The organism is Nocardiopsis sp. LDBS0036 (genome assembly GCF_041228755.1).
Lineage (GTDB): Bacteria > Actinomycetota > Actinomycetes > Streptosporangiales > Streptosporangiaceae > Nocardiopsis > Nocardiopsis dassonvillei.
In genome coordinates, this window is sequence record NZ_CP141103.1 from 649269 (window position 1) to 676073 (window position 26805).

Below are 26805 nucleotides of genomic sequence, written 5' to 3' on the forward strand. Positions count from 1 at the left end.
GAGAGCCATGCACACGTTGCTCATCGACAACTACGACTCCTACACCTACAACCTCTTCCAGCTGATAGCGGCCACGACCGGGGTCGAACCCGAGGTGTGCCGCAACGACGACCCGCGGCTCCTGGGCTCCGGTCCCGACCCCGACGCCGTGGTGGTCTCACCCGGCCCGGGGCGCCCGGACCGGCCCTCCGACCTCGGACACGCCTCCGCGTTCCTGACCCGCACACGCGCGCCCGTGCTCGGCGTGTGCCTGGGCCACCAGGCCCTCGGCTGGCTGGCGGGCAGCCCCGTCGTCCCCTCGCCCCGGCCCAGGCACGGCGCGGTCGAGCGCGTCCTGCACAACGGCCGCAACCTGTTCACCGGCCTCCCCCAGGGGTTCCCGGCGGTGCGCTACCACTCCCTGTGCCTGCCGGACGGGGTCAAGGAGCACCTCGACGTGGACGCCCGGACCGAGGACGGCGTCGTCATGGGCGTCAGCGACCCCCGGCGCGCGTGGTGGGGGGTGCAGTTCCACCCGGAGTCGGTCGCCACCGAGCACGGCGCCCGGCTGGTGGGGAACTTCTTCTCACTGGCCCGCCCCACGGCGCGCGGCGGATCGGCGCTCGGGAAGGGGAGGGCCGCCGACCCCGCGGTGCGGCGCGCGCCCTCCCCGGAGACCCGCCCCCGGACGCCCTGGCTGCTGCGGTGGCGGCGGCTGGAGCGCGCGCCGGAGGCCGAGTACCTCTTCCGCCTCCTGTTCGCGGACCTGCCGTACGCCTACTGGCTCGACAGCAGCCGCCTGGTCGAGGGGTTCTCCCGCTTCTCCTTCCTCGGGGCGCCGTCGGGGCCGGACGCCGAGGTCCTGACCTACGACGCCGGTGCGGGCCGCCTGCGCGTCGGCGACGGGGAGGGCGCCCCGAGGCACACCGAGGAGGGGTCGGTCTTCGACCTGCTGGAGGCGCGCCTGTCCGCCGCGCGCACCCCCTCCCCGCGCGAGCTGCCCTTCGACTTCAACGGCGGTTACGTGGGCTACATGGGCTACGAGGCCAAGGCGGACTGCGGGTCCCCCAACCGCCACACCGCGCACACCCCGGACGCGCTGTGGATGTCGGCCACCAGGACCGTGGCCGTCGACCACCGGGACGGCGCCACCTGGCTGCTGGCCTCCTGCCGCGACCTGCCCGCCTCGGTGGAGGCGGCCGACCAGTGGCTGGACAGCGTCCAGGCGCTGGCGGAGGGAGGCGTGCGGCACTCCCGGCCCGCCCCCGCGGCCCCGGACCCGGTGGAGCCGACGCCGTTCCTGAGGCGTCGGCGCGCGGGGTACCTGGCGGACGTGCACTCCTGCCTGGAGGAGCTCAGGGCGGGGGAGAGCTACGAGATCTGCCTGACCAACGAGGTCAGCCTCCCCTGCTCGGGCGACCCGTTGGAGACCTACCTGCGGATGCGCCGGGCCAATCCGGCCCCCTACGGGGCCTTCCTCCGCGCGGGGCCCGCGAGCGTGCTGTGCTCGTCACCGGAGCGCTTCCTGCGGGTGGGCGAGGACGGCACCGCCGAGTCCAAGCCGATGAAGGGGACCGCGCCGCGCCACCCCGATCCGGCCGCCGACGCCCGGCTGCGCGCGTCCCTGGCGCGGGACCCCAAGACGCGCGCGGAGAACCTCATGATCGTGGACCTGGTCCGCAATGACCTGGGACGCGTGTGCGAGGTGGGCGGGGTGAGCGTCCCCCGCTACATGCAGGTCGAGTCCTACACCTCCGTGCACCAGCTCGTCAGCACGGTCGAGGGCAGGCTCAGGCCGGGGGTGGGGGCCGTCGGGGCGGCACGCGCCTGCTTCCCCGGCGGATCGATGACCGGCGCCCCCAAACTCCGCACGATGGAGATCATCGAACGCCTGGAGGGACGGGCCCGCGGAGTTTACTCGGGCTCGCTGGGGTACTTCGCCCTGAGTGGGGCGGCCGACCTGAACATCGTCATCCGCACGGCGGTGGTCGCCGACGGCCGGATGATCGTGGGAGCGGGGGGCGCCATCGTCCTGGACTCCGACCCCGAAGCCGAGTTCCAGGAGATGGTCCTCAAGGCCCGGGCCGGACTGTGCGGAACCCGGGCGGACGAGACCGGGCCGGCCGACTCCGAACCCGGACCCTCCCCGCGGCCGTCGCGCGCGAGCCGCGACACCGCGCGGTGACGGCCAGCGTTCCCGCCCCGCCCTCCCATCCGACCGGCAAGCACGAGGAGCCGTTATGACCTCCACCCATGAGCACGTCGACCAGCTTCCCGTTCCCTGCGCCCCGGAGAACGGCCCGCCCCTGATCCCCCTGTGCGACCGCGAGCACGAGACCATGGTGGTCGGGCCCGACTCGCCCAGTACCGAGGCCACCCTGCGCGCGCTGCGCTCCATGGACTGCACCGCGGGCGTCCTGGCCCACTTCGACTGTCCCGCCGAGGCCATCGCGCACCTGGGCCGGCGCGGATGGGACTTCGTCTTCCACGTCCGCCGGTCCGGCGCCGAGGACACGGCGGCCCTGCGCGAGGCGGCCCGGGGGGCACGGGGCAAACACCTGTCCGTGCTGTCGGCGTCCGACCGTTCACCGGGGTGCCCGCTCAACGAGACCGGCACGGACGCCCTGGTCTCGGTGGACGAGCTGTCCCCGGCCGACCTGCACTTCGCCTTCTGGCAGCTCGAACGGGGCCGCGTCTACCTTTCCCCCGGTCTGGTCGACCGGGCCGCCGCCCACGGGCGGCGCCTGCACGGCGTGCCGGGCCCGGCCACCCGCCTGACCGAACGCGAACGCCAGACGCTGGCCCTCATGGCGCGCGGGCTGGAGAACAAGGAGATCGCCGCCCAGCTGCGGATCTCCCTGCACGGGGCCAAACGCAACGTCGCGCAGGTCCTGACCAAGCTCGACTGCACCAACCGGACCATGGCCGTGGTCAAGGCGATGAGCGGGACGGCGTGCGGACTCGACCACCTGGCGCGGGGGAACTGAGGCGTCCCCGGGTCCCGTACCGGCGCCGCCCCGGGCCCGGCCCGTCGAGGCGCGGCGGCACGGGCGGTACCGTCCCGCGCGCGTCCGCACCCGCCCCGGCGGCGTGCCCTTCCGGCACCGGCCGCCCCGGGTGTCAGCCGCCGTCCTGTTCGAGGTCGAAGCGCTCGCGTGCCCGCTCGATCTCGGGCGTGTGCGCCGAGATCCAGTCGAGCAGCACGTCCACCGGGTGCCGGAGCGTCTTGCCCAGCGGGGTGATCCGGTACTCGACGGCGACCGGCCGCGAGCCGACCACCGCGCGGTGCACGATGCCGTTGCGTTCGAGGCGGCGCAGGGTCGCGGTGAGCGACTTCTGGGTCACCGAGGGGATCGCGCGGCGCAGTTCGTTGAAGCGCGAGGGGCGCTCGCAGAGCACGTTGAGCACCTCCATCGACCACTTGTCCAGGATCTGGTTGAGGAGCTCGCGGTGCGGCGCGGTGATGCCGATGTCGTCGTGGGCTGCCTGCCCGGTATCCGTCATGACACCTGGTTTCGTTGAAGTTTCCTTTTGATACCAGGTATCAACGTTAGACCAAGTCGGTACCAGTAGCGAGGACACAGGCGATGGCCGTTCAGCGTTTCACCCCCGAGGGCATGATGCAGCCCACCCCGTACCACCACGTCGCGGTCGGCACCGGTACGCGCCACGTGCACGTCAGCGGACAGGTCGCCCGCCGCGCCGACGCGACCCCGGTGGCCCCGGGCGACCTCGCCGGGCAGGTGGCCCAGGTGCTGCGCAACACCGCGGCGGGCCTGGCCGGGGCGGGAGCGACGTTCGACGACGTCCTGCGGCTGACCTTCTACGTCACGGCGTGGGAGCCCGGCAAGATCGACGCCTTCATGGCGGGGGTCGCCGAGGTGGCCGAGGAGATCGGTCTGCCGACGCCGCTGCCGCCCTCGTCGCTCATCGGCGTGGACTACCTCTTCGAACCCGACGTGCTCGTCGAGGTCGAGGCGACGGCCCTCCTCGACTGACGACCGCCACCGGGCGCGGCGGGCGGAGGACGCCACGTCCTCCGCCCGCCGGGTGGGAAGGGGGCGGTCGCCGGTTCGCGGCACGGGGGCGCGACCCGCGGGCGCGGCGGCCTCGCACGCACCCCGTTCGGGTTGGCAGAGGGGCTCTGACGTGGTTATTTGTCGTGTGACAACAAAAAATTCGCTCTGCGGCTTTTGAAGTCGTTTCTGTGGGAACAGTAGTGGTCGCACCGGCGCCGCCCGCCGGGCCGCGGCACCCGAACCGCGGTCGCGAACGGGTCAGCGCACCGGTGTCTGCCGAGGCAGACAGACAGGAGCACACAGGACCAGAGCACCGGGGGTTTCCTCTTGTCCACCACGTTGAACAAGGACACCGTGTCGCAGGCCGACACCGACCACACGACCCTCGTCCCCAGGACGCGCACGTCCTCGCCGGGTAAGGAGATCCCGGCCGAGGAACTCCTCGCCGAACTCCACGGTCTGGACGACGACGACCCGCGCGCGGTCAGGCTGCGCGAGGAGGTCGTGGTCCGCTACCAGCCGCTGGTCAACAAGCTCGCCCGCCGCTACAACGGCCGAGGTGAGCCGTTGGAGGACCTCAAGCAGACCGCCATGGTCGGCCTGGTCAAGGCCATCCGCGGCTACCGGCCCGACCGCGGCAAGCCCTTCATCTCCTACCTGATGCCCACGGTCACCGGTGAGATCAAGCGGCACTTCCGCGACCACACCTGGGCGATCCGGGTTCCCAGGCGTCACCAGGAGAACCGGATCAAGCTGCGCCAGGTCCTCAACACCTTCCAGCAGACCCACGCGCGCGTCCCCACCAACGCCGAGATCGCCAAGGAGATGGGGCTGGACGAGGAGGAGGTCGTCGAGCTCGTCCAGGCCTCGGAGTCCTACCGCTCCCTCTCGCTGGACGCCCCCGACTCCTCCGACTCCGACGGCCAGGAGGGCTCCCGCCTGGAGGACCACCTGGGCAGCGAGGACGAGGGCCTGGAGCGGGTCGTGCAGCGCGAGTCGCTCAAGCCCGCCCTGGCCCGTCTGCCCGAGCGCGAGCGCGAGATCCTCAAGCTGCGCTTCTTCGGCGACCACACCCAGACCGAGATCGCCGACCGCATGGGCTACTCCCAGATGCACGTCTCCCGGCTGCTGAAGAACACCCTGGAGCAGCTGCGCGAGGACGTGGGCGAGCGCGGTCCCGCCCGGGGCTGAGGACCCCGCCCGCTGTCCGGAGGGCGCCACGGGGGCCGCCCTCCGGACAGCGGAACGACCCCGGTCCGCCTTCTGGCCGGTGCGGCGCCGCGGGGAGTCCGCCCTCGACGGGCGCGGCTGCGAACCGCTCAGCCCGTCAACCGCGCCGCTCCGGCGTCCTGCTCGGCCGCCTCGTCCTCCGCCTCGGTCCGCCCGCCGCCGAACACCTCCTCGACGAGCCTCCGCGTCGCCTCCTGGAACGTCTGCGCCAGGGACAGCTCGGCGTCGTCCACATAGGTCAGCGAGGCGGTCAGGATCCTGCCGCCGTCGGCCGTGGCGTACATCAGCGCCGCCGAGCCCGCGATACCGCCGTTGTGGTGGAAGAGGGTGCCGCCGTCCGTCTCCTGGACGAACACCCCCAGGCCGTAGCCGACCTTCGCCTCCGGCGTGCGCATCTCGGCCAACAGCTCGGTCGGCAGGAGCCTGCCGCCCATCAGCGCGGAGAAGTACGTCTGCAGGTCCCGGGTGGTCGAGATCATGTCACCGCCGCTGGAGATCCAGGAGGGGTTCTGCCGGGTGACGTCCACCGTCTTCTCCCCGCCGTCCTCCTCGTACCGGTAGTAGGCGTGGGCGTGCGGCTCGGGGACCTCCGTCCCGGTGGTCGGCACCACGGTGCCGGTCATTCCCAGCGGCCCCAGGAACAGCCGGTGCATCTCCTCGGCGAGCGAGCGGCCGGTAACCCGTTCGATCAGCAGCCTGGCCAGTACGTAGTTGGTGTTGGCGTAGCTCCAGTCCGTCCCCGGCTCGAACCGGGACGGCTTGGACAGCGCCAGCCTCACCAGCTCCTGCGGCGGGTAGGTCCGGAACCGGTCCTCCACCCACTCCCGGCCCGCCCAGACGACCCCCGGCGCGAACGTCCCGTCCTCGTAGAGCTCGCCGGTGTGGTTGAAGATCCCGCTGGTGTGCTGGAGCAGCATCCGCACCGTGATCCGCCGGTCCAGCCCGAACTCGGACAGGTGGTCGGCCACCTGGTCCTCCAGTCCGATCCTGCCCTCGGCCACCAGCATGAGCACCGTGGTCGCGACGAAGTTCTTGGTGGCGCTGCCGATCCGGAAGTGCCCGTCGACCGGCGGCCGCTCCGGCTCGCCCAGCCTGCGCGCCCCGGCGCTGCCGACCCACTCGCCGTGCTCGTCGTGCACGCGCAGCTGCATCCCGACGAAACCGGAGTCGACGATCTCCCGCATGGTCTTGTGCAGTTCCGGGCGGTCCTGCCCGGTGGGGGTGAGGGACATGGTGGTGTGCTCCTTCGAAGCGGTGACGCGGTCGAGGTGTGGGGGAGGGGATGCCGCCGGGGTGGTGGCGCGGAGGTCGGGTCCGGTGGTGCCGTTGGCCTTGAGGGCGTTCGGCGCTTTTCCTTCCTCAGGTGCGGCGCTGGTACGGCCCGATGTTTCTGATGATGGAAAAGCTACGTTGCGTTCATGGTTGTGGCAATAGAAATTCCATGCGGGATCCCCATATGTGCAGGTAAACGCCGGGAAATTGTTGCAATGGTTTGGAATCTAATGCAACGGACTCCACCAGTGCGTTGCAATGGCTGGAAATCGAACGCTATGGTCGCCCGTCCCCGGCGATCACGGCGAGGCGGTGCGCGACGGGGGCCGGCGCGCCGTGGCGGGGCGGCCCCCGTCGCGGTCGTCGGCTCCGCTGGTACGCGCGCGGCCGATCACCCCGGCCTTCGCTGGCGCCGCCCGCGCCTCGACGCGGCTGGGGGCCGTCCCCCCGCCCCTCCCGGCTCCGCCGTGGGCGCGGTCACGACCCGAGGCGCCGGGAGGGCGTGCGCCAGGAGCCGGTGAAGAACGCCGGCGACGTCTCCGGATCCTCGAAGTTCCCGATGCGCTGCCCCTGGAGGAGCTGGAGCGCGGGGAACCTGCCCTTCTCGAACAGGAGGATGTTCAGCGAACCGCCGTACTTGAAACACCCGATCTCCTCCCCCTTGTCCACGTCGACGGGGTCCTCGCGAGTCACCTTGGCGAATTTCTGCCTGAACTCGACGGAGGCGATCGAGTTCAGGCCGACGGGGACCATTCCGACGAGACCGTTGCCGTTCCCGCCCGTGGCGATGACGAGATAGCCCCGGCGGAAATGCTCGAACATGCTGTAGTCGTACCCGTATCCGATGTTGCCCTTGTTGAGCATCTCGGGGAAATTGCGCATTCCGTAGTAGACTCCGCCGACGTCGTCGCGTGATTCCACCACGCGCCCCGCGACGGGGGAGTGGTACCGGTGGTACGACTTGGGCAGCAGGAAGCAGGACACCGCCGTGCCGCCGACGAACCTGCTGGCGTAGTCGGATCCGTCGAGCAGCTGCCTGACGTTCATGGTGACCGTCTTGACCGGGATCCGCGTCTCCTCGGTCAGTTCGCCGACGATCATGTTGACGACGCAGTCGGCCGGAGCGACCACCACGGACCCGTCACCGGGCGCGTCGACCGGCCGCTTTCCCCGTTTGACCCCGCGGACGAAGAACTCGTTGAAGTTCCTGTAGCCGCCGGCCGGGACGACGTAGTCGTCCATCCGCGGCCCGAGTTCCCTCATCCACTCGTCCACCAGGCCGAGGGATGCCTCGGAGTCCATGTAGCGCCCCTGCAACTCCGTGAAGAGCGCGGTCATCCGGCATCCGGGGCCGGAGGTGAGGAAGACCATGCCGTAGTCGTTCTCGTAGCTGATCCAGCTGAACTTCTCGATGTAGTCCAGCCCGTTGGAGACACCCGGCCGCCACCTCTCCCACTCGCGGAAGAAGTCGCACAGGTCGTTGATCGTCCTTCCGCGCCAGTCGTGGCGGACCTCCTCCGGTGCGTCTTCGGGGACCGGCCGCACGTGCCTGATCGCGGCGTCGTACATGGTGGCGAAGCCCCCGAAATCCTCCCTGTACCAGCTCTCGATCAGTGCGACGAATTCGTCGATGTCCTGGATCTGGTCCTGCGGCAATGTTCCCCCTCTGTCGCGTCTGCCGGGCTTGCTCGGCTTCGGCGCGATGGTCGGCGATCAACCGTTGGGCGCGTTTCCGCCGGATGTGGAAAACGGTGGAGCGGGCGCGGCTCCCGTTCGAAGGGCCGACCCCGCCCGCGATGCGGTGCGTATGCGCGACATCGAGGATTCCCGGGGTTCGCGGGGCCGTAACCCCGGGGCGCCTTTCTGCTTTTTCCACGGCAGGATTGGTGATCGCTATTCCTTTTTGGGGCGGCGGTGCGAGGGATTTGTCCGTGTGCTTTCGGCTGGGCTCCGTCCGGGTTTCCCGCATGTCCGCGTGGGGGGTCTCCGCGCCGGGTGGCACGGTGCGCGCTGAACGCGCCCTGCTCACCGGGCCGCGCGTCGCGCCCCCGCCACGGTGACCACGGACGGGACCGCGCCGTCCGGTCTGACGGGGGGCTAGGGTCGTCCCCCGGAGGTGGTCCGCCGTGGACATGGACTGGGACGGATTCGAGGCCGACCTCACCACGGAACTGGAGGGCTTCGCGCGCTCCTGCCTGGCGCGGGGCGGTCGCGTCTACGCGGTGGCGGTGTACCTGTTCTACGCCGAGACCTGCGGCCGGATCATGCTTCCCGTCTTCGCCGCCGCCACCGAGGAGTGGTTCGAGGAGCACCTGGCCGTCGACCGGCGGCAGCGGGAACACCCGCCGAGCCCGGAGCGGGACCTGCGCTGGGACCCCGCGGACTGGCCCCACCAGCACTTCGACGCGGACTGGTCCGACCCCGGGGCCTTCTGGACCTGGAGCAGGGCCCTGACCGAGGCCGCCTCCGGCGACGGGGCCTGGGACGGCGGCCCCGAGGAGGGCGAGGAGTGCGACGAGGAGCACTGGGAGCGGGTCCACGACCGCTACACCGACGTCGTCGCGCGGGCCTGCCGCGGGGTGGCCGCGACGCTGCGCCGTGAGCGGACCGCGCCCGACGGCCTCGTCGTGGTCGCCCTGGACGAGGGGGAGGAACTCGTGCCGCGCACGCTCACCGCCCCCGAGATCCGCCGACACTTCCCCCACCTGGACGCCGACCACAGCTGAGGCCGGGGGCGGGCCCGCCCGGGGCGTGGACGCCCAAGCCCGGCCGTACACTACGGGGCCGGGGCGGACGCCCCGTTCCGCACTCCTGGGAAGGCAGCACCGACCATGGCCGGTTTCTTCGAACGTCTCCTCGGCCCCGAGCCCGTGAGAAGGCCGATCGACCAGGGCACGGTCGACGAGGCGCAGGCCCTCGTGCGGGCGGGCCGCAAGGTCGAGGCCATCAAGCTCGTGCGCGAGCGCACCGGCGCGGGACTGGCCGAGGCCAAGCACGTCGTCGACGCCGTCGAGCAGGGCCACCGGATCCCGGTCGAGCCCACGCCCGGTCAGAGCCTCGCCGACCGGGCCCGGGAGCTGCTCGCCCAGGACCGCGCGGCCGACGCCGTCACGACGGTCTCCCGCGAGACCGGGATGACCGAGGCCGAGGCCTCCCGCTTCGTCGACTGCCTCGACCGCTGACCCCGGGGGCGCCGACGCGCCGCCCCGCCGCCTGACCCCGCCCGGTGCGATGGCACCGGAGGCGCACCGAGGACGTGCCGGACCCCGGACCGTTCCGCCGGGCCGCCAGCCGCAGGGCGGGATCCACCGCCGCGCGCCGTCCTCCGGAGGGCCAAGACCGTCCCGCTCCGGCGGTGCGTGGCGGGGGTGAGACGATATGCGGGAGATGTCAGAGAGCCAGCCGTGCCGTCCGTTGCGCGCCGGGGTGTTCACCCTGGTGTGCGCGAGCGTGTCCGCGCACGGCCACGCCCTCGGCTCCGGCCACGACGTCCCCCTCGCGGGTCTGCTGTTGGGCTGCGCCGCCGTCCTCGGCGTGTCCTGGGCCGCCGCCGGACGCCGCTACGGCCCGGTGATGCTCGTCGGCTGGATGCTGTGGGGACAGCTCGCCCTCCACGTGGCCTTCAGCTACACCCAGAACACGGGGCGGGACCAGAGCGCGCACGGCGCCCACTCCGCTGACGCGGTCACCCACTCCGCCCTTTCGGGGTGGCAGATGATCGCCGTCCACGTGCTGGCCGCGCTGGTCAGCGCGTGGTGGCTGCACCGGGGGGAGGACGCGCTCTTCGCGTTCCTGCGCTTCATGGCGCTCACCCTTCTCCCGCTCCTGCTGGTCCTGGCCGGGGCGCCCGCGCCGCCGGTCCGGGCGGGCGGCCCCGGGCGGTGGAACGACGAGCGCCCGCCGTCGCTCCTTCCCTACCTGCGCCACACCCGGGTCCTGCGGGGTCCGCCCTCCCCGCTCGGCGCCGCCTGAGCCTCCAGCGCCTTTCCGGGCCGCACCCGTGCCGGGTCCGTCCCCGGCGCACGGAGCCGTCGTGCGCGCCGTGGCCTTCCGCCCGCGCCCTCGGGCGCGGTCGTTTCCCGTACCCGGTCCGCCCCGCGTCGCCATCCGAGGGCGTCCGCCGACGGGCACGCCCAGCCCCTGGTGACCCGGCCCCGGTGATTCGGCCGCGGTGATCCGCCGTCCCCGGTACGCCCGGGCGGATCCCGCGCCGCCTCGCGCGCCGTGTACGGCCCCACGCGCCCACGGCGCGGGGCTCCCGTGCGCCCTGCGCGGCGCGCGTGCGCCGCGACCCGCTGCCCGTGCCCGGTGTGGCCCGCGCGCGGGGAGCCGTGCGGGGGAGGGACGGTCACCCTGCGGAGCCACCCGAGCAGAGCCACATCAGCCACATCCGGCCCTTCCGGGCCGTCCAACGACTTACGGAGACACACGATGACCCGCTCTCCCCTCTCCCGCACAGTACGCGGTGCGCTGGCCGCGGCGGCCTCACTGGCCCTGGTCACCTCCTGCGCCGCGGACCCGGCCGACACCCTGGCCGAGACCGAGTACTTCCTGGACCTGTCCGACGAGCCGATGGCCGCCTCCACCGTCCGGCTGGCCACGGTCGAGGGTGAACCCTGGACCTTCGCCGACGTCGCCGACGACCGCCTCACCCTGCTCTTCTTCGGCTACACCAGCTGCCCGGACGTGTGCCCGATGACCATGGCCGAGATCAACCTGGCCCTGGACCAGGCGGGGGAGGAGGCCGGGGACTACGACGTCGTCATGGTCAGCACCGACCCCGGGCGCGACACCGACGAACAGCTGCGCTCGTGGCTGGACCGCTTCGACCCGGCCTTCCAGGGGGTGCGCGGGGACATCGACGCCACGGTGGACGCCGCCGCGGACTACGGCATCCCGGTCGAGGCGCCCCAGGAGAGCGAGGGCGAGTACCTGGTCTCCCACGGGGGCCGGATCGTCGTCCTGCTCCCCGACGGCAGAGCGGCGGGCATGTTCGACGAGGGCACCGAGGCGGACCAGATCGCCGCACTCCTGCCTGAACTCCGGGGCGCGCTGCTGTGACGGGGGACGCGCACGAACCGCCCCGTTTCTCCCGGCGCGGTCTGCTCACCGCCGTGGGGGCGGCGGGGATCGCCGGAATCGGCGCCGGAGGGCTGACGGGGTACGCCTCCGCCGCCGCGGGCGCGGAGGAACGGGACGCCCCCGCCCTCGACCCCGCCCGCTCCAGGACCGGCTCGCGGGAGGGACGCCCTCCCGCGCTGCTGACGCCCACGCCCGCGCACGTGCGGGTGGTGGCCGTGGACGTGAACGCCCAAGACGCGGCGGACGTGCGCGTGGCGGCGCGCGAGGTCCTCGGCGCCTGGAGCCGTGAGGCCCGTTCCCTGCACGAACGGGGCCCGGCCGCGCTCGGGGAGGGGGCGCCCTCCCAGGGCCTGCACCCCGCCTCGCTGGGGGTCACCCTCGGGCTGGGCCCCTCCCTGCTGGAACGCGCGGGGCTGGCCGACCGGCGTCCGCCGCACATGGAGGACCTGCCCGCCTTCGACTCCGACCGCCTCGACCCCGCCTGGTGCGGCGGCGATCTCATGCTGCACGTGGGAGCCGAGGACCCCCTGGTCCTCAGCTCCGCGGTCGACCACCTGCTGCGCGCGGCCCGGGGCCGGGTCGGGGTCCGCTGGTCGCTGTCCGCCTTCCAGCGGTCGGCTGCGGCCGCCGCCGACCCCGCCGCCACACCGCGCAACCTCATGGGCCAGATCGACGGGACGGTCAACCCGCGCCCCGACGAGGCCCTGTTCGCCACCCAGGTCCTGGCCTCCCACACCGAGCCGTCCCTGGCCTGGATGGACGGGGGGTCCTACGTGGTCGTGCGGCGCATCCGCATGCTGTTGGACGACTGGTTCGCCCTGGAGACCCGACGGCGCGAGGACGTCATCGGACGCCGCCTGTCCGACGGCGCGCCCCTGGGCGGGGACCGCGAGTACGACCGGCCCGACCTGTCGGCCAGGGACGGCGCGGGGGAGCCGGTCATCGCCCGTGACGCCCACATCAGGCTCGCCAGCCCCGAGAGCACGCTGGGAGCACGGATGCTGCGCCGGGGCTTCAGCTACGACCTGGGCTGGGACGCCGACGGCCGCAGGCAGGCGGGCCTGCTCTTCACCGCCTGGCAGGCCGATCCGCGCACCGGGTTCACGGCGGTGCAGCGCAACCTCGACGAGGGCGGGGACGCGCTCGGCGCCTACGTCAGACACGAGGGCAGCGCACTGTTCGCGGTGCCGCCGGTGCGGGAGGGGGAGCCCCGTGTGGCGCACACCCTGCTGTGAGACCGGGGGATCCGGGAACCGGAGCGGTTCCCGCGACGACATCACGGTCGGGCCCGGCAGCGGGGCCCGACCGGACGTGGGGGAGAAGAGGCGAGTGAGGACCATGCCGCGTACACAGGCTGACAGGCGACGTAACGCACGCCGCGCCGCACCGGCCGCCCTGGGGGTGCTGCTGTGCGTCACCGCGTGCGGGGGCGGACCGGGCGCCTCCGGGGAGACGGCCTCCGCCGCTCCCGCGAGTGAGCGGGGCCGGGCCGAGGCCGGGCACCTGCTGGTGACGGAGGCCTGGATGCCCGAACCGGCCAACCCGGAGGTGGGGGTGGTCTACCTGCGAGTGTCCAACTCGGGGGAGTCGGACGACGCCGTCACGGGGGTGTCCACCGACGCCTCCGACGACGCCGACCTGTGCAGTACCGAGACCACCGACTCCGGGGCCGCGCGCATGCGGGTCGTGGAGGAGATCCCGGTTCCGGCCGGGGGAGCGACCACCCTGGTCGAGGGCGGCTACCACGTCATGGTCAACGACCTGCCCGAAGCGCCCGTCGTCGGGGACGAGGTCACCGTCACCCTCTCCTTCGCCAGCGAGGAGGAGCTGGCGGTCACCGTCCCGGTGGAGCCGATGACCGCGGAGAGCGAGGACGGCGGCTCCGAACACGAGCACCACTGAACCACCCCGCTGGGTGCGAGGGAGCTCATCGCGTCTGACCCGACCGCTCCGCTAGGGGTGGTCGGGTGGGACGTGTGACTTGCGCCCCGCGTGCGCAACGACGCCGCAGTCCCGACAGACGAACAAGGCCTGTGAGACCCGGTTGGCCTTGTGAGTGTAGGAGCATGCGGCGCACTCGCGTGAGGAGTGCGCCGGGTCCACGAACACCACCGGCACGCCCTTCAGGCGCGCTTTGTAGGCGATGAAGGCGCCCAGTTGGTGGAAGGACCAGGAGTGCAGCGTGACCCGTTGGGGCCTGCGTTGCCGTACCCGGGCGCGGATCCCCCTGAGATCCTCAAGGGAGATACCGCGCCCGGTGCGTTCGGCCTCGGCCACGATGCGTTTCGAGATCTGGTGGTTGATGTTTCTGGCGTACCGTGCTTCACGGCGGAGCCGCTTGTTGGGCAGGCGCTTGGCGGACCGGCTGCCCTTGGCCTGCAACTTCTGGCGCAGCCTGAGCTGCCGACGGCGGTACCGGTTGATCTGGCGCCCGGCCATGACCCGGCCGTCACTGGTGGTGGCGATGTTGACAATCCCCAGATCCACCCCGAGAAACCCGTTGGGGTCGATCTCAGGAGCGTCGGGCACCTCGACGGTCACCGCGAGAAACCAGGCATCGTCGCGGCAGAGCAGGTCGGCCTCACCGCGTTTGTGTTCGGCCAGTATCTTGATCTGGTCGGGGGAGCCGACGAAGGGCACGTCCTTCAATCGGCCCTGGAAGGTCCACAGTGAGATCGTGCGCGCGTCCATGGCGAAGGACAGGTCGCGCGCGTCGTAGGGGTGCGCCGAGTCGGGGCGGAAGGCGATCGGTGTGGATTCGATCCGCTCCCGGAGGGCCGATCCTTGGGGTCCGTAGTTGCCGTTGTTCAGATTGGAGCGGCGGGCGTGGTAGGCGTCGCACACCTTCTTGATCACGTGCTGGGCCGCTTGCGAGCCCACCCCGGCCTCACGCAACTGCTGGTAGGTGTGTTTGCGCAGCTCGTAGTCGCGCATCACACCCTGCTCGTGGGCCACCCTCGCCACCCAGGTGGTGTGGGCGTTGAGATCGCGCAGGGTCGAGGTCAGCACCGCCGCCTGCTCGGGCGACGGCGTGAGCTTGAGCTGCACGACGATCTTCGACACGCCCACCATCATGTACTCGACTAGTGACAGAACGCAGCCAAAGCAGGCCGTTGTGCCCCCCGTCACTGGCGGGCCGGTGGGGACTGGGCGGCGATTTCTCCCGGGGCTGGAGTTCCGGGGTTCCTCGCCACAGCAGAGCTGAACCCGCCGCTCCGCGCCGGTCCGGGGGTGGCCGCCCGGCGCGGCGACCGCTCCCCGGCCCCGGACCCCCGGCCAACGGGTCAGGCGGACCCGTGGCCGCCCGTCACAGGTTCCGCGCCCCGGACGCGGGCGCGCCCGCGGACTCGGGTCCGGCCTGCCCGTCGGCACCCGGAGCCCGGCCGCCCGGCGCGGAGCCCCCTGAGGCACGTGACCGGGCCCGCCACCCGAGGACGGCGTCCACGGCCAGGAACACCAGCAGCGAGGCGCCCAGCAGCGGCGCCGCCCAGCCGACCAGGGCCGTGACCGCCACCGCCGCGACCCTGGACAGCGGGGACAGGGCCGTGAGGGAGCCGCGCGGGTAGGGGCGTCCCACGCCCAGGACTCGGGACCGTGTGGGGCGCCGCTGCCACCACATGCGGTAGCCCAGCACGATGACGGCGATCAGCCCCGCGGCCAGGGCGGACAGCACCAGCTGGTTCGGCACGCCGAACAGCACGCCCATGTGGGCGTCGATCCCCCACCGGCTCAGCTTGGCCATGACCGGGTAGTCGGCGAAGCGGACCACGTCGGTGACCTCGGCCGTATCCGGGGCGACGGCGGCCGAGTCCACCCGCGTCGGCCAACCGCGGTCGATCTGGCTCACCACGTAGGGGGAGGTGTGGTCCTCGGGCAGGGCCACCTCGACGGGGCCGTCCAGGCCCGCCTCGCGCGCACTGGCCAGGACGGCGTCCACTCCCGCGTCCACCCCGGGCGAGGCCACCGGCGCCTCCGTGGACACCGCGGGGGTGCTCCAGTCCAGCCGCTCGCGCAGGTCGCTGATGTTGGCCCCCGCGTACTGCGACCACGTCATCCCCGTCGCCGACAGGAACAGCAGGCCCACCAGAAGCCACAGACCGGCGGCTCCGTGCAGCGAGACCGACCTGGACCGTTCCCCGGCGGTGCCCGCGCCGGGCAGCAGCAGGCGGCGGAGACCGCCGCGCGGACGCCGGTTGCGCGCGACCCACAGGGCGACACCGCCCAGGGCGACCACCCACATCCAGCTCGCCGCGAGCTCGCTGTACAGGCGTCCGACGTCGCCCAGGTGCAGGCTGCGGTGCAGGGTGTCGACCCACGTGCGGGCCGGGAGGGCGCCGCTGGTGCCGTAGGTCTCCATCACCCCGAGCACCTCGCCGCCGTAGGGGTCGACGAACACCGTCGTCCTGTGGCTGGCCTCCAGCCCCGGCACGTCGAACAGCACCCGGGTGGAGTCCTCCGCGCCGGTGGCCGGTCGCACCGCGTCGAGTTCGGCTCCCGGCAGCTCCTCCTGGGCGACGCGCACCTGTGCGTGGAGCGGGACCGGTTCGCCGGAGGGCTCCACCCGCAGCTGTTCGGCGTAGACCGCCTGCTCGATCTGGGGCGTCCACACGTACAGCAGCCCCGACACGGCGGCGACCAGGATGAAGGGGGCGACGAGGACCCCCGCGTAGAAGTGCAGGCGCAGCACCAGGGGGCGCAGCGCCGCCCAGGTGCCGCGCCGGTCCGGCTCCGCGCGCGTCCCGTCCTGCGGGGGCGCGCTGTCTTCCTGTCCCATGGGGCCGCTCTCCTCCTGGCTGGCGCGACCGTTGCGGTGGCACCGCGGTGCTCCCCGGCCGGTGCGGGGCGCGCCGATCGTGATGGTTTCCTCCTGTTCGGGTCGTCCCGGAGGACGGGGGAGTTCCCGGTGGGGGCGATTTCCCCGGAGCCGCGCACGGGCCGCCGTGCCCCGGTGGCCGTGGGACGGACGTGCTGCCGGTCCGCGCGGCGCGGGACGTACGGCCGCCCCGCGCCGTCAGGGGCCGGCTGCCGGGGAATCAGCAGGAGGAAACCGGTCGCTCCGGGGCCGGGCCGGTGGCCTCACACTCCGTCGGGCGCGGTCGGCGGGGCCGCGGCGACGCGGGAGCGCGCGTGGTGCGCCGCCGCGAGGGAGGACGCCACCAGCAGGAGCGCGAAGCTGCCGACGAGGGCGGCCCGCAGGCCGAGGAGGGCGAGCAGGCCGCTCACGGCGATGATGCCGAGCGAACTCGCGGTGCGCAGGAGCGCGAACATCTCCGCGCGGCGGTCCGGCGGCGCGAGCCCGTCCAGGGCGAGCGAGTAGAACGTGCCCAGCATCGGCAGGAAGAGCCCGATGACGGCCGCGCCGGCGAGCGTCAGGGAGAGGTGCCCGCCGACCAGGACCAGCCCGGAGCCCGCGGTGGTCGCCGCCAGGAAGGCGACGACCTGCCAGGGGGCGGGCGTGCGGTTGCGCACGCTCACCCAGACCCCGCCCGCGACCGAGCCCGCGCACAGCACGAGGGCGAACAGGAAGGCCCAGCCCGGTTCGAGTCCGAAGGACAGCGCGAAGGAGACCGCTCCGACCTCGACGGCCGCGACAGCCCCCGCGCTCGCGGCCGCGCAGAACAGCCACAGGAACACCGCGGGGGGTACCGGCGTCCGCACGCGGGGAGCCTCTCCGCCCTGCGGCCCGCGGGCCCCGGGTACGCGCGGCATCAGGAGCAGCGGGCCCACGCCCAGCGCGGTGACCGCCGCCATGGCCCAGACGGGCGAGACGGCGCCGAGAACCGAGGCGAGCACGGGGGACAGAGCGAAGCCGACCTCGTTCAGCGTCGCGGCCACGCCCAGCGCGCGGGGGAGCCCGGACGGTTCCACGAGGTGGTTGAGCAGGAGCCGCTGGTAGCCGTACGCGGCGCCGTTGACGGCTCCCGCCGCGGTGACCGCGACCAGGAGCAGCCCGAAGGGGGCCTGCACCGCCGCCAGCACGGTGACGGCGGCGAGCGCGAGCGTTCGGACGGCGATGAGTGCGCGCAGGTAGTGGACGCCGTTGAACCGGCGGCCCAGACGGGACACGGGGACGGCGCCGAGCACCTGCGCGGCCGTCATGGCGAAGACCAGAGCCGCGCCGGACTCGGCCGTGCCGGTGATGGGGAGGGCGAGCAGGGCGAAGGCGATGGGGGCGGCGGCCTGGGGCACGCCGAACATCCCGTACCCGACCTGCCAGCGCACGACGTCGAGCCGGGAGCGCGACGCGCCGGTGTCCCGCCCGGGCGGCCTCGCCTGGGTCCGTGCCATCAGGGCCTCGCATCCTCGCGTTCGCACGCGGTGGGGTCGGCCCGGAGCCGAACAGGGCGGACGATGGGCAGCATAGTGCTCACCGATGTGACCGTCGACGGAACCGCTGAGCGAGGACGCGCGGCCGAGCTGGTACGACCCGGGGTGGCCGTCCTCATGGGCAGGCGCATCCGCGTCCGGTCGGGTCCGGCCGGCCCGCGTGTGGGGGAGGCCGGGCCGGCGCGGACCGCGAGCGGTTCGGGGCACACGTTCGAGGCCGCCTCGGACGCGGTCGACCTCCTGTGGGTGGTGACGGTTCCCCGCACCGGCGGCTGCCGGGCGGTGCCGCGGGAGCGGTCCGCGAGCCGACCGGGAGGGCCCGGTCCCCACCGCGGCGGGGACCGGGACCTCAACTCACAGGCCCTCGCCGAGGAAGGCGACGGCCTCACGGGGGTAACCGGCGGCGGCCAGGGGGGCGACCACGTCGCGGTCCAGGTCGGGCAGGTAGCCGAACAGCACGTCGGCCGGGCCCGCGATCTCCACCTCGCCCAACGCGGCGGGCAGCAGCAGCGTCCGGGCCCGGCCCAGCTCACCACGCCAGTCGCCGCAGCGCACCCGGACGGGCGCCCCGACGTTGGTGAGGACCTGCGCGGTGGCGAACGTGTGGCGCAGGGGCTCGGCGGTGCCCGCGTGCCAGCGTTCGAGCGCGAAGTGCGGTCCGGCGCAGCAGAACACCCGCTCCACGCCGTCGCCGACCCCGATCCTCAGCCCCGGGTGGAAGTCGGGCCTGTGCTCCGGCCGGACCTGGGCCATCAGCGCCTCCAGGTTCGCGCGCCACCGCTCGTCCGGGACCGGTGAGCCGTCCTCCATCTCCCAGCGCATCGCGTGCTGCTGGACGTCGGAGGTCTGCTCGATCTCGTAGACCAGGGTCCGGGGGCCGAAACTGTGCACGGTGCCGCCCGGGACGTAGACCGTCTCGCCGGGCCGCACCGGCAGGCGGCGCAGCACGGCGTCGAAGTCCTGGTCGAGCAGTGCCTGGTGGAGCCGCTCCCCGGTCACCCCGCTCCTGACCCCGCACAGCGCGGTGGCGCCGGGAGGAGCGTCGAGGATGTGCCAGGCCTCGGTCTTGCCGTTGGGCTGTCCCTCCAGCCGCCGGGCGGTGGCGTCGTCGGCGTGCAGGTGCACCGGCAGCGTTCCGGAGGCGTCGATGAACTTGGTCAGCACCGGGAAGACCTCCCCGGACCAGCCCTCGCCCACCAACCCCTCCGGCCACCGCGCGACGAGCTCGCGCAGGGACCGGCCCGCGAGGGGCCCGTCGAGTACCGTGCTGCCGTTCCCGTCGACGTCGCTGACCTCCCAGGTCTCCGCGACCGCCCAGTCGGGCAGCCCCTCCCGGCCCAGGTGGCGGGCGATGGCGTGGCCGCCGAACACCAGCTGTCGGGCCGGGGCGCTCACCCTCAGCGGGTACCAGTCCACGGCCGCCCCCGTCACAGGACCGGTTTGCCGCCGGTGACCGCGATGCGGGCGCCGGAGACGTAACTGGACTCGTCCGACGCCAGCATCACGTACACCGGAGCCAGTTCCGACGGTTGCCCGGCGCGGCCCATCGGCACCTGGGAGCCGAAGCCCTCCACCTGCTCGGGCGGCATGGTCGAGGGGATCAGCGGGGTCCAGATCGGCCCCGGCGCCACGGAGTTGGCCCGGATGCCCCTGGGCGCCAGCATCTGGGCCAGCGTGGCGGCCATGTTGGCGATGCCCGCCTTGGTGGCGTTGTAGGGCAGCAGGGTGGGCGGCGGGGAGTCGGAGTTGACCGACGTGCTCGCGATGATCGAGGAGCCGGGCCGCATGTGCGGCACGGCGGCCTTGGCGAGGTGGAAGAACGCGCTGAGGTTGGTGGTCAGGGTGTGGTCCCACTCCTCGTCGGGGATCTCCTCCAGCGTCTCGTGGGTCATCTGGAAGGCGGCGTTGCTGACCAGGACGTCCACCCGGCCGAACTCCTCCACCGCCTTCGCGACGAGGGCCCGGCACCGGGCCGGGTCCGCCAGGTCGCCGGGGAACAGGACGGCCCTGCGGCCCGCCTCGCGCACCCAGCGCTCGGTCTCCCGCGCGTCGTCGTGCTCGTCCAGGTAAGCGATGAGCACGTCGGCGCCCTCGCGGGCGAAGGCGATGGCCACCGCCCGTCCGATGCCGCTGTCGGCGCCGGTGATGACGGCCGCCTTCCCTTCGAGCCGCCCCGACCCCCGGTAGGACTCCTCGCCGTGGTCGGGTCTGGGGTCCATGGCGTCGGTGCGACCGGGCGGGGTCTGCTGCTGTGACGGCTGCTGGGGCACGAGGTCCTCCCGTAGACGAAGTCACCACAAGGCTACGTTCCGTGCGCGCCGGTGGCGGGGAGGGGCGCGGCGCTCCCGGTGAAAACCGGGCCGCGCGCGGGCGCCTCCCCGTGGCCCGCTTCGGCGGCGCGTCCACGGACGTGACCACCGGTCAGCGCACGTCCTGGGACCGGCCTCCGGGACCGGACTGTCGCCGCGGGTCCGGATGTCCTAGGGTGTGTGGTCCGTTCCGTGAACGCCGTACGAGGAGGTGGTCGTGATGGGGATGTTGACCTAGCCGCCCGCCCGGAGGGTCCGGGAGAGGGCGGCGGGTTCCGGAAGGAACGAGATGTCCCGTACGGACAAGACCAAACCGCTGTGGGTGCGCCAGCGCGAACACGGAGCGGTGGCGCTGCACGACCACAGCCACGGCCCCTGCGACCTGCCGCCGGAGCCGACGCGTGCGACGCCCGACACGCGGTGCCGGTGGGCGCACCCCGATGCGGTGCCGATGGGCCACGGATGCTGTTCCGGGTGCCACAGGCGCGGATGCACCGCGGAGTGGCAGCGGTACGTCAAAGCCGGCAACCGCAGGCGCCGCCACGGTGACCGCCTCCTGACGCACCTCTGGGTGCGCGAGGCGAACAGCCGCTGAGGGGGCTCTTCCGCGTCCCTCCGCGCGGGTGCGTCCGTCGCGCGGAGGACGCGGTCCCGTCCCACCCGGCGGGCCCCAGCGGCCGGAGGGACGGCACGGGCCCCGGGGGTGAGGGGTTCCCCGGCGTTCTATTCTAGTGCTAGAATATGGGGTGTGGAGCTGACACCCGCCGAACTCACCGTCCTGGGCCTGGTCATCGAGCGCCCCCGGCACGGCTACGACCTGGAGCAGGCCATCGAGCTGCGCGGCGTCCGCCAGTGGACGGACATCGGCTTCTCCTCGATCTACTACCTGCTCGCCAAACTGGAGAAGCGGGGCCTGGTCCACGTCCCGGAGGCCCCCGCCGCCGCGAAGTCGCGCCGGGTGTTCCACGCCACCGAAACCGGAAGGCGGGCGGCGCGCGACGGCGCACTCGACCTCATCCGACAGCCGCGGCCGGTGGCGCACCCGCTACTGGTAGGCGTCGCCAACCTGCCTCTGCTCTCCGAACGCGAGTACGCCGAGGCGCTGCGCGACCGGCTGGCCGGGGTGCGCGAGCGCATCGCCGCGGTCCGGGAGGCCGAGCGGGCGCAGGCGCCCTCCGCGCTCGCGGCGCGCGAGGTGTTCTCGTACTCACTGAGCCTCCTGGAGGCGGAAAGGTCGTGGCTCGCCAGCCGAGTCCAGGTGCACGATGACGGACAAGACCGACTTCAAGAGAACCCTTGACGCCTACCGGGCGCGACGGGACCGGTTCCGGATCACCCGGGTGCCGGACCTGCGCTACCTCATGGTCGACGGCCACGGTGACCCCAACACCTCACCGGCCTTCACCGAGGCGGTCGAGGCGCTCTACCCGGTGGCCTGCCTCTCCTTCGCGAGAGTGTCACCGGCTTCAGTCGGTGGGTGAACCGTCAGTCACGAAACGTCACACCCCCGCGCTAGGGTCGACCCAGACCCGGCAGGAGGTGACACATCAAACGCGAACGCGGCCACAAAGCCCGCCTCTACCCCACCAAGGACCAACTCTCGGGGTTGGAAACCCAGGGCCACGCCGCCCGCGCCCTGTGGAACCTCCTGCACGCGTGGTGGACGATGTCCTCCGAGAACCGGCGGGTGTCCCTGGCTGACGCTGATGCGGCTATCCGCCAGGCCCGCAAGGACATCCCCTGGCTCGCTGACCTGCCCGCCCAGGCGGCGCAGCAGGTGCTGAAGGCCTACTTCCGGGCGTGGCAGAACTGCTGGGCGGGCCGTTCCGGGCCGCCCGTCTTCAAGGCCCGGTTGCGTGCACGGATGTGCGTGGACGTCCCCCAGGGGCGGGACTTGGCCATCGAGCGCCTCACCCGCACCTGGGGGAGTGTGAAGATCCCCAAGATCGGTGTGGTCCGGTTCCGGTGGACCAAGGACCTGCCCGTGGGCAAACACGCCGACGTGGCGAACAAGGTCACCGGGGCGCGGTTGGTGCGGGAGGCCAACGGCTGGCACGTGGTGCTGCGTGTGCGCACCCAGGTCAAGGAACCGGCCCCGCACTCCGGCCCGGGGGCGGGCATCGACCGGGGCATCGCCCAGCCGCTCGCCCTGTCCGACGGCACGTTCCGTGAGCATGGGCCGTGGCTGTCCGGAGGGGAAACCCAGCGTCTGCGCCGGTTGGAGCGCAAAGCCGCACGCCAACGCCGTCACCGCACACCCGGACAGGCGACCTCGAACCGGCTGCGTCGCACCTATGACCAGATCGCCGGGGTGCGCGCGAAAGCCAAGCGCCGCGCCCTGGACTGGCAGCACAAGGTGACACACGCCCTGGCCCGGGAGTTCGGCGTGGTGGGGGTGGAGGACCTGCACATCACCCAGATGACCGGGTCGGCCCGGGGAACGGTGGAGACCCCGGGCACCAACGTGACGCAAAAGCGTGGGTTGAACCGGGCCATCGCCGGACAGGCGTGGGGACGCACCGTCACCCTGCTGGAGTACAAGCTCGCTGATCGGGGCGGGCGCCTGGTGCGGGTGCCTGCCCCGAACACCTCGCGGCGCTGCTCGCGGTGCCAGGCCATCACCGAGGGCAGCCGGAAGTCGCGGGACCGGTTCGTGTGCCAGGCACCGGGGTGCGGGTATGCCGCGCACGCCGACACCAACGCCGCGCGCAACATCGAGCACCTGACCAAGCAACAAGCGCCCCAGGACATTGTGGGTGCCAGGACGTGGAGCCCTCGCCGCCAGGCGGGCTTTGAAGCGTAGACCACCAGCGGCGGACGGGTTCCGTTAGCTGGATTCTCCCGCCTTCAGGGGGGAGAGGATGTCAAAAGTGGATCTGCGAGTTCCACGGCCGCGCCCTGTTCAACAACGACTTCTCCCCGATGAGGTACGGGTGGCTGGAGACGGTCGACGCGGGCCTGAACGCACTGGGCGTGACCGCGGTCGGCGTCGAGGAGTTCAGCTTCGGCGGCGCCCCCTCGCCGATCCCGGCGCCCGAAGAGTTGCCGGGCTACGGCGAGTGGAGCCTCACCGAGTGCCGCAAGGCCCTCGAACAGTGGGAGGCCGCCACCGACGAGGGACGGGCCGCACTCGACCCCGCCGTCCTGAGCGCCGCCGAGTCCTGCATGGACTGGTGCCGGACCGCCGCCGCGGCGGGAAGGGGCGTGGCCGGTTTCTTCAGCTGACCGGCGGCCGGGCCCGTCCCCGGCGGGGGTTCCCACGGGGCCGCGCCCCACACCGGGACCGGCCCCGTCGGCGCGGGGACGGTACGAGCGGGTGGCCCGGAGCGCTCTGCCGTGCGCCCGCGAACACGACCACTCCCTCCACCGGCCAGGAGCACCGCCGCCGCGGTGCCGCCCCCGGAGCGGGCGGACGGGGCGCACCGGATCCCGTAATCCGGGGGAGTCCGCGGACGCCTGGCGCTCGGCTTCAGCGGAGCCCGCTCGGGTGCTCCCGCGCCTGGTCGCGTCCGGTCCCTTCGTCCTCCGAGGGGTCCGCGCGCTGGTCGGGGGCCGCGGGCGGGGGTTCGGGCCGGTCGAGGTCGGCCGGCCTGCCCCGCCCGGGCAGGAAGGCGGCGACGGCGAAGGCGGCGAGCGCGGCGAGGGCGCCCAGGCCCAGGAGCAGGGTGAAGGCCTCCCGGGCGGGGAGGACCTCCGCGCCCGCGGTCATGGTCACGTTGGCGATGACCACGCCCGCGACGGCGCTGGCCACGGAGGTGCCGATGGAGCGCATCAGGGTGTTGAGGCTGTTGGCCGCCGCCGTCTCGGTCCGGGGCACGGCCGCCATGACCAGGGCGGGCATGGCCCCGTAGGCCAGGCCCACGCCCGCGCCGATGACGGTGGAGGCGATCACGAGCTGCCAGAGGGCGGACATGGACACCAGGCTCAGGCCGTAGCCGAGCGCGACCAGCAGTGCGCCGACCATCAGGGTCGTCTTGGGACCCCTCGCCCGGGAGATACGCGCCGAGACCGGGGACATCGCCATCATCACCAGCCCGTTGGGCGCCATCACCAGACCCGCGACCAGGATCGTCTGTCCGAAGCCGTAGCCGGTGACCTCGGGCATCTGGAGCAGCTGCGGGACGACCAGGGACATGGCGAACATGGAGAAGCCGAACACCAGGGACGCGGTGTTGGTGAGCAGGACCTGGCGCCGCGCGCTGACGCGCAGATCGACCAGCGGGTGCGGCGTACGCAGCTCCCACCAGCCCCACACCAGGAGCACCGCGACCGCGACCGCGAGCATGGCGGCGGGGACACCGCTGCCCCAGCCCCAGTCCGAGCCCTTGGAGACCGCGAGCAGCAGCAGGAGCAGCGCCACGGACAGGCCCGCCGACCCGGGCAGGTCGAACCTGCCGCCCGCGCGCACCCCGGACGCGGGGACCAGGGCGCGCACCAGCACGGCGGCCCCGGTCGCGAGCCCGGCGGCGACCCAGAACAGCACGTGCCAGTCCGCCTCCTGCACCACGAGCGCGGCGGCGGGCAGCCCGAGCGCGCCGCCCACCCCGAGCGAGGCGCTCATCAGCGCGGTCGCCCCGCCGAGCCGTTCGGGGGCAGCACGTCGCGCATGATGCTGATGCCCAGGGGGATGACCCCGGCCGCCAGGCCCTGGAGGGCGCGGCCGACGACCATCGGCACCAGGCTGTGGGCCAGGGCGCACAGCACCGAGCCGGCCACGAGGACGGCGAGGCTGAACAGCAGCATGCGGCGCTTGCCGTACATGTCGCCCAGGCGGCCGACCGTCGGGGTGGCGACCGCGGCCGCGAGCAGCGTGGCGGTGATCGCCCACGCGGTGTCCCCGGGCGTGGCGCCCAGCAGGTCGGGCAGGACGGGCACGAGCGGGATGACCAGGGTCTGCATGAGCGAGACGACGATCCCGCCGAAGGCCAGGACGGCGACGATCACATTCGTCCGTAGGGGAGGAGCGGCGTCACCGGGCGCTGTCGCTCCGCCAGGGGCATGGGTCATGGAGTGGGTCCCCGTTTCCGGACGTACGAAAGCGCCCACTTTTAAGTCAGGCGCATGACTTACGCTAACAGCACGTACCCCGACGGCGCCCGCTGTCGGGCGCGGAGGTGAGGAGGGACACAGTGGGCGGATCGTTCGGCGGCGTCCGCGTTCCGGCGGGGAGCGCCCGTGCCGGACGCGCACGGTGTCGGGGGCGGGGCCGGATCCCGGAGCGGCCGGAGCCGGTGGGCGGCCGGATTCCGGGATCGGTACGGTGGTCCCTGTGAACGGCAGGGTGACGAGGTCGGACCGGGTCGCCGCGACGCGGGAGGCGATTCTGGCGGCGGCGGAGCGGCTCTTCGCCGAGCACGGACTGGCCGGTGTCTCCAACCGGCAGATCAGCCAGGAGGCGGGGCAGGGGAACAACACCGCGGTCAGCTACCACTTCGGCTCCAGGGAGGGGCTGATCCGCGCGATCGTGCGCAGGCACAACGACCAGATCGAGGAGCTGCGTCTGCGCATGGTGCTGAGGTTCGACGGGTCCGACCGGGTGAGGGACTGGATCGCCTGCATGGTGGAACCCCTGGCCCAGCACCTCGCCGACCTGGGCACACCCAGTTGGTACGGGAGGTTCAGCGCCCAGGCCGTCAGCGACCCCGCCTACCGTGCGACCGTGGCCGGCGAGGCCCTCAACTCCCCCTCCCTGGTCCGGGTGGGGGAGGAACTGCTCAGGTGCCTTCCCGACCTGCCGACCGAGGTCCGCGGGGAACGCCGGGACATGGCACGCCATCTCATGGTGCACATGATCGCCGAGCGCGAGCGCGCCCTGGCCGAGGGGGCCGACACCCCCAGGGAGTCCTGGCACCGGGCCGCCGTCGGGTTGACCGACGCCCTCACCGGCCTCTGGCTCGCCCCCGTCACCGGGTCCGGGGCGCGGGCCGGCGAGTAGACGCGTCCGTCCACCGCGGGGGACCGGGCGGAGTGCGGGCGGCGGGAGCCCTGACGGCCCGGCGCTCGCCCGGCGGTTCGGCGCCACCGGCGTCGTCGACGGGCGCCGCGCGACCAAGGTGCTGCTCACCCTCTGCCCCGTGCGCTCCCCGTTCCGGGCGCCGTACCCCGTCCCGCGCGAGGGGCCCGCTTCGGCGCGGGGAGCCCCGTCGTGGGCAGGGGCGCGCCGGATCGGACCGGGGTCTCACATTGACCCAACATATCAACGAGCGTTAGTTTGTTGGTATGTCCTCCGACTCCTGTGAACTCCTCTGCCTCGACCTGCCCCAGGCCGAGGCGGTCCGCGCTCGCGTGCCCGCCGACGATGACGTCCGGCTCGCCGCCGACCGGGCCCGGGCCCTGGCCGACCCCACCCGGCTGCGCATCGCCCGCGCGCTGGCGGTCGGCGACGAACTGTGCGTGTGCGACCTGGCCTGGGTCTGCTCCGCCTCGCAGAACCTCGTCTCCCACCACGTGCGCCAACTGCGCACCGCCGGTCTGGCCGCCTCCCGGCGCGAGGGCAAGCTCGTCATGTACCGCCTCACCGACGCGGGTCACACCCTGCTGGCCCTGCTGCTGCCCGACCCCGAACCGGCTGTGGGAGAGGGCTGAAC

The 26805-nt window shown here is 73.0% G+C and carries 24 protein-coding genes and 2 pseudogenes; 17 read left to right on the plus strand and 9 right to left on the minus strand.

What is annotated here, in order from left to right; all coding sequences use genetic code 11:
• The first annotated feature begins 7 nt into the window (after positions 1 to 7).
• Complete coding sequence (gene pabB, locus UIS43_RS02530) at positions 8 to 2164, plus strand: aminodeoxychorismate synthase component I (protein WP_370012326.1); 2157 nt, start codon at positions 8 to 10, stop codon at positions 2162 to 2164.
• Between the two features lie 55 nt (positions 2165 to 2219).
• The gene (locus UIS43_RS02535) at positions 2220 to 2966 is read left to right on the plus strand and encodes a LuxR C-terminal-related transcriptional regulator (protein ID WP_013152802.1); all 747 of its coding nucleotides are present in this window, start codon (positions 2220 to 2222) and stop codon (positions 2964 to 2966) included.
• A gap of 133 nt (positions 2967 to 3099) precedes the next feature.
• Here the strand turns inward: UIS43_RS02535 and UIS43_RS02540 are convergent, their stop codons facing one another.
• The gene (locus tag UIS43_RS02540; RefSeq protein WP_013152803.1) at positions 3100 to 3483 is read right to left on the minus strand and encodes a helix-turn-helix domain-containing protein; all 384 of its coding nucleotides are present in this window, start codon (positions 3481 to 3483) and stop codon (positions 3100 to 3102) included.
• An 83-nt stretch (positions 3484 to 3566) separates the two neighbouring features.
• Between UIS43_RS02540 and UIS43_RS02545 the strand changes: the two genes are divergently transcribed.
• Together UIS43_RS02545 and UIS43_RS02550 are read left to right on the plus strand one after the other, a co-directional pair.
• Positions 3567 to 3977: a RidA family protein gene (locus tag UIS43_RS02545; RefSeq protein ID WP_013152804.1), complete on the plus strand. Its 411-nt coding sequence runs from the start codon at positions 3567 to 3569 to the stop codon at positions 3975 to 3977.
• Positions 3978 to 4325: 348 nt separating this feature from the next.
• Positions 4326 to 5189 carry a SigB/SigF/SigG family RNA polymerase sigma factor gene (locus UIS43_RS02550; RefSeq protein WP_071621969.1) on the plus strand — a complete coding sequence of 288 codons (864 nt, stop codon included), beginning with the start codon at positions 4326 to 4328 and terminating at the stop codon, positions 5187 to 5189.
• 128 nt (positions 5190 to 5317) lie between these two features.
• On the opposite strand, the gene UIS43_RS02555 is transcribed toward UIS43_RS02550, so the two are convergent.
• Both UIS43_RS02555 and UIS43_RS02560 read right to left on the minus strand, forming a co-directional pair.
• Positions 5318 to 6460, minus strand: a complete 1143-nt coding sequence (locus UIS43_RS02555) for a serine hydrolase (RefSeq protein ID WP_013152806.1) — start codon at positions 6458 to 6460, stop codon at positions 5318 to 5320.
• Positions 6461 to 6977: 517 nt separating this feature from the next.
• A complete protein-coding gene (locus UIS43_RS02560) occupies positions 6978 to 8156 on the minus strand; it encodes a phosphatidylserine decarboxylase (protein WP_370012330.1) in 1179 nt (392 codons plus the stop codon).
• Between the two features lie 476 nt (positions 8157 to 8632).
• Between UIS43_RS02560 and UIS43_RS02565 the strand changes: the two genes are divergently transcribed.
• From UIS43_RS02565 to UIS43_RS02590, 6 genes are all read left to right on the plus strand, one after another.
• Positions 8633 to 9226: a DUF4303 domain-containing protein gene (locus tag UIS43_RS02565; protein ID WP_370013219.1), complete on the plus strand. Its 594-nt coding sequence runs from the start codon at positions 8633 to 8635 to the stop codon at positions 9224 to 9226.
• A gap of 105 nt (positions 9227 to 9331) precedes the next feature.
• On the plus strand, positions 9332 to 9682 hold the full coding sequence (locus UIS43_RS02570; RefSeq protein WP_013152809.1) for a ribosomal protein L7/L12: 351 nt from the start codon (positions 9332 to 9334) through the stop codon (positions 9680 to 9682).
• Positions 9683 to 9878: 196 nt separating this feature from the next.
• Positions 9879 to 10472 (plus strand): hypothetical protein, encoded by a 594-nt coding sequence (locus UIS43_RS02575; RefSeq protein ID WP_013152810.1) that lies wholly within the window; start codon positions 9879 to 9881, stop codon positions 10470 to 10472.
• A gap of 459 nt (positions 10473 to 10931) precedes the next feature.
• A complete protein-coding gene (locus UIS43_RS02580) occupies positions 10932 to 11561 on the plus strand; it encodes an SCO family protein (protein ID WP_013152811.1) in 630 nt (209 codons plus the stop codon).
• Positions 11558 to 12817 carry a Dyp-type peroxidase gene (locus tag UIS43_RS02585; RefSeq protein WP_370012333.1) on the plus strand — a complete coding sequence of 420 codons (1260 nt, stop codon included), beginning with the start codon at positions 11558 to 11560 and terminating at the stop codon, positions 12815 to 12817. The genes UIS43_RS02580 and UIS43_RS02585 overlap by 4 nt, the downstream gene beginning before the upstream one ends.
• Positions 12818 to 12920: 103 nt before the next feature.
• Positions 12921 to 13484 carry a copper chaperone PCu(A)C gene (locus tag UIS43_RS02590; protein WP_013152813.1) on the plus strand — a complete coding sequence of 188 codons (564 nt, stop codon included), beginning with the start codon at positions 12921 to 12923 and terminating at the stop codon, positions 13482 to 13484.
• A 51-nt stretch (positions 13485 to 13535) separates the two neighbouring features.
• Here UIS43_RS02590 and UIS43_RS02595 read toward each other — a convergent pair whose 3' ends face one another.
• The 5 genes from UIS43_RS02595 to UIS43_RS02615 form a co-directional block, all read right to left on the minus strand.
• Entirely contained in the window at positions 13536 to 14654 is a 1119-nt protein-coding gene (locus UIS43_RS02595; RefSeq protein ID WP_370013220.1) for an RNA-guided endonuclease InsQ/TnpB family protein, read from the minus strand.
• A 235-nt stretch (positions 14655 to 14889) separates the two neighbouring features.
• Positions 14890 to 16356, minus strand: coding sequence for a PepSY-associated TM helix domain-containing protein (locus UIS43_RS02600; protein WP_370012336.1), 1467 nt, complete (start codon positions 16354 to 16356; stop codon positions 14890 to 14892).
• 302 nt (positions 16357 to 16658) lie between these two features.
• Positions 16659 to 17870, minus strand: a complete 1212-nt coding sequence (locus tag UIS43_RS02605; RefSeq protein ID WP_013152816.1) for an MFS transporter — start codon at positions 17868 to 17870, stop codon at positions 16659 to 16661.
• A 393-nt stretch (positions 17871 to 18263) separates the two neighbouring features.
• A complete protein-coding gene (locus UIS43_RS02610; RefSeq protein WP_198048848.1) occupies positions 18264 to 19340 on the minus strand; it encodes a class I mannose-6-phosphate isomerase in 1077 nt (358 codons plus the stop codon).
• On the minus strand, positions 19337 to 20128 hold the full coding sequence (locus tag UIS43_RS02615; RefSeq protein ID WP_370013221.1) for an SDR family oxidoreductase: 792 nt from the start codon (positions 20126 to 20128) through the stop codon (positions 19337 to 19339). The genes UIS43_RS02610 and UIS43_RS02615 overlap by 4 nt, the downstream gene beginning before the upstream one ends.
• Before the next feature lie 379 nt (positions 20129 to 20507).
• Between UIS43_RS02615 and UIS43_RS02620 the strand changes: the two genes are divergently transcribed.
• The 5 genes and pseudogenes from UIS43_RS02620 to UIS43_RS02640 all read left to right on the plus strand — a co-directional run.
• On the plus strand, positions 20508 to 20813 hold the full coding sequence (locus UIS43_RS02620) for a hypothetical protein (RefSeq protein WP_071621977.1): 306 nt from the start codon (positions 20508 to 20510) through the stop codon (positions 20811 to 20813).
• Between the two features lie 153 nt (positions 20814 to 20966).
• Positions 20967 to 21518, plus strand: a complete 552-nt coding sequence (locus UIS43_RS02625) for a PadR family transcriptional regulator (protein ID WP_071621978.1) — start codon at positions 20967 to 20969, stop codon at positions 21516 to 21518.
• On the plus strand, positions 21484 to 21699 hold the full coding sequence (locus UIS43_RS02630; RefSeq protein ID WP_370013284.1) for a hypothetical protein: 216 nt from the start codon (positions 21484 to 21486) through the stop codon (positions 21697 to 21699). The genes UIS43_RS02625 and UIS43_RS02630 overlap by 35 nt, the downstream gene beginning before the upstream one ends.
• A gap of 125 nt (positions 21700 to 21824) precedes the next feature.
• On the plus strand, positions 21825 to 23021 hold the full coding sequence (locus UIS43_RS02635) for an RNA-guided endonuclease InsQ/TnpB family protein (protein WP_370012337.1): 1197 nt from the start codon (positions 21825 to 21827) through the stop codon (positions 23019 to 23021).
• Between the two features lie 65 nt (positions 23022 to 23086).
• Positions 23087 to 23443 (plus strand): annotated as a pseudogene (locus UIS43_RS02640) (hypothetical protein); the annotation flags it as partial.
• 244 nt (positions 23444 to 23687) lie between these two features.
• Here UIS43_RS02640 and UIS43_RS02645 read toward each other — a convergent pair.
• Positions 23688 to 25162: pseudogene (locus tag UIS43_RS02645) on the minus strand (MFS transporter).
• 337 nt (positions 25163 to 25499) lie between these two features.
• On the opposite strand from UIS43_RS02645, the gene UIS43_RS02650 reads away from it, so the two are divergent.
• Both UIS43_RS02650 and UIS43_RS02655 read left to right on the plus strand, forming a co-directional pair.
• Positions 25500 to 26153, plus strand: a complete 654-nt coding sequence (locus tag UIS43_RS02650; RefSeq protein WP_197724900.1) for a TetR/AcrR family transcriptional regulator — start codon at positions 25500 to 25502, stop codon at positions 26151 to 26153.
• A gap of 284 nt (positions 26154 to 26437) precedes the next feature.
• The gene (locus UIS43_RS02655) at positions 26438 to 26803 is read left to right on the plus strand and encodes a metalloregulator ArsR/SmtB family transcription factor (protein WP_013152826.1); all 366 of its coding nucleotides are present in this window, start codon (positions 26438 to 26440) and stop codon (positions 26801 to 26803) included.
• The last annotated feature ends 2 nt before the right edge of the window (positions 26804 to 26805 follow it).

Bases quoted from the DNA above. Each gene is read 5' to 3' on its own strand.
- pabB (WP_370012326.1), top strand. From the start codon at position 8: ATGCACACGTTGCTCATCGACAACTACGACTCCTACACCTACAACCTC.
- UIS43_RS02535 (WP_013152802.1), top strand. From the start codon at position 2,220: ATGACCTCCACCCATGAGCACGTCGACCAGCTTCCCGTTCCCTGCGCC.
- UIS43_RS02540 (WP_013152803.1), bottom strand. From the start codon at position 3,483: ATGACGGATACCGGGCAGGCAGCCCACGACGACATCGGCATCACCGCG.
- UIS43_RS02545 (WP_013152804.1), top strand. From the start codon at position 3,567: ATGGCCGTTCAGCGTTTCACCCCCGAGGGCATGATGCAGCCCACCCCG.
- UIS43_RS02555 (WP_013152806.1), bottom strand. From the start codon at position 6,460: ATGTCCCTCACCCCCACCGGGCAGGACCGCCCGGAACTGCACAAGACC.
- UIS43_RS02565 (WP_370013219.1), top strand. From the start codon at position 8,633: ATGGACTGGGACGGATTCGAGGCCGACCTCACCACGGAACTGGAGGGC.
- UIS43_RS02570 (WP_013152809.1), top strand. From the start codon at position 9,332: ATGGCCGGTTTCTTCGAACGTCTCCTCGGCCCCGAGCCCGTGAGAAGG.
- UIS43_RS02575 (WP_013152810.1), top strand. From the start codon at position 9,879: ATGCGGGAGATGTCAGAGAGCCAGCCGTGCCGTCCGTTGCGCGCCGGG.
- UIS43_RS02580 (WP_013152811.1), top strand. From the start codon at position 10,932: ATGACCCGCTCTCCCCTCTCCCGCACAGTACGCGGTGCGCTGGCCGCG.
- UIS43_RS02590 (WP_013152813.1), top strand. From the start codon at position 12,921: ATGCCGCGTACACAGGCTGACAGGCGACGTAACGCACGCCGCGCCGCA.
- UIS43_RS02595 (WP_370013220.1), bottom strand. From the start codon at position 14,654: ATGGTGGGCGTGTCGAAGATCGTCGTGCAGCTCAAGCTCACGCCGTCG.
- UIS43_RS02600 (WP_370012336.1), bottom strand. From the start codon at position 16,356: ATGGGACAGGAAGACAGCGCGCCCCCGCAGGACGGGACGCGCGCGGAG.
- UIS43_RS02605 (WP_013152816.1), bottom strand. From the start codon at position 17,870: ATGGCACGGACCCAGGCGAGGCCGCCCGGGCGGGACACCGGCGCGTCG.
- UIS43_RS02615 (WP_370013221.1), bottom strand. From the start codon at position 20,128: ATGGACCCCAGACCCGACCACGGCGAGGAGTCCTACCGGGGGTCGGGG.
- UIS43_RS02620 (WP_071621977.1), top strand. From the start codon at position 20,508: ATGTCCCGTACGGACAAGACCAAACCGCTGTGGGTGCGCCAGCGCGAA.
- UIS43_RS02630 (WP_370013284.1), top strand. From the start codon at position 21,484: ATGACGGACAAGACCGACTTCAAGAGAACCCTTGACGCCTACCGGGCG.
- UIS43_RS02655 (WP_013152826.1), top strand. From the start codon at position 26,438: ATGTCCTCCGACTCCTGTGAACTCCTCTGCCTCGACCTGCCCCAGGCC.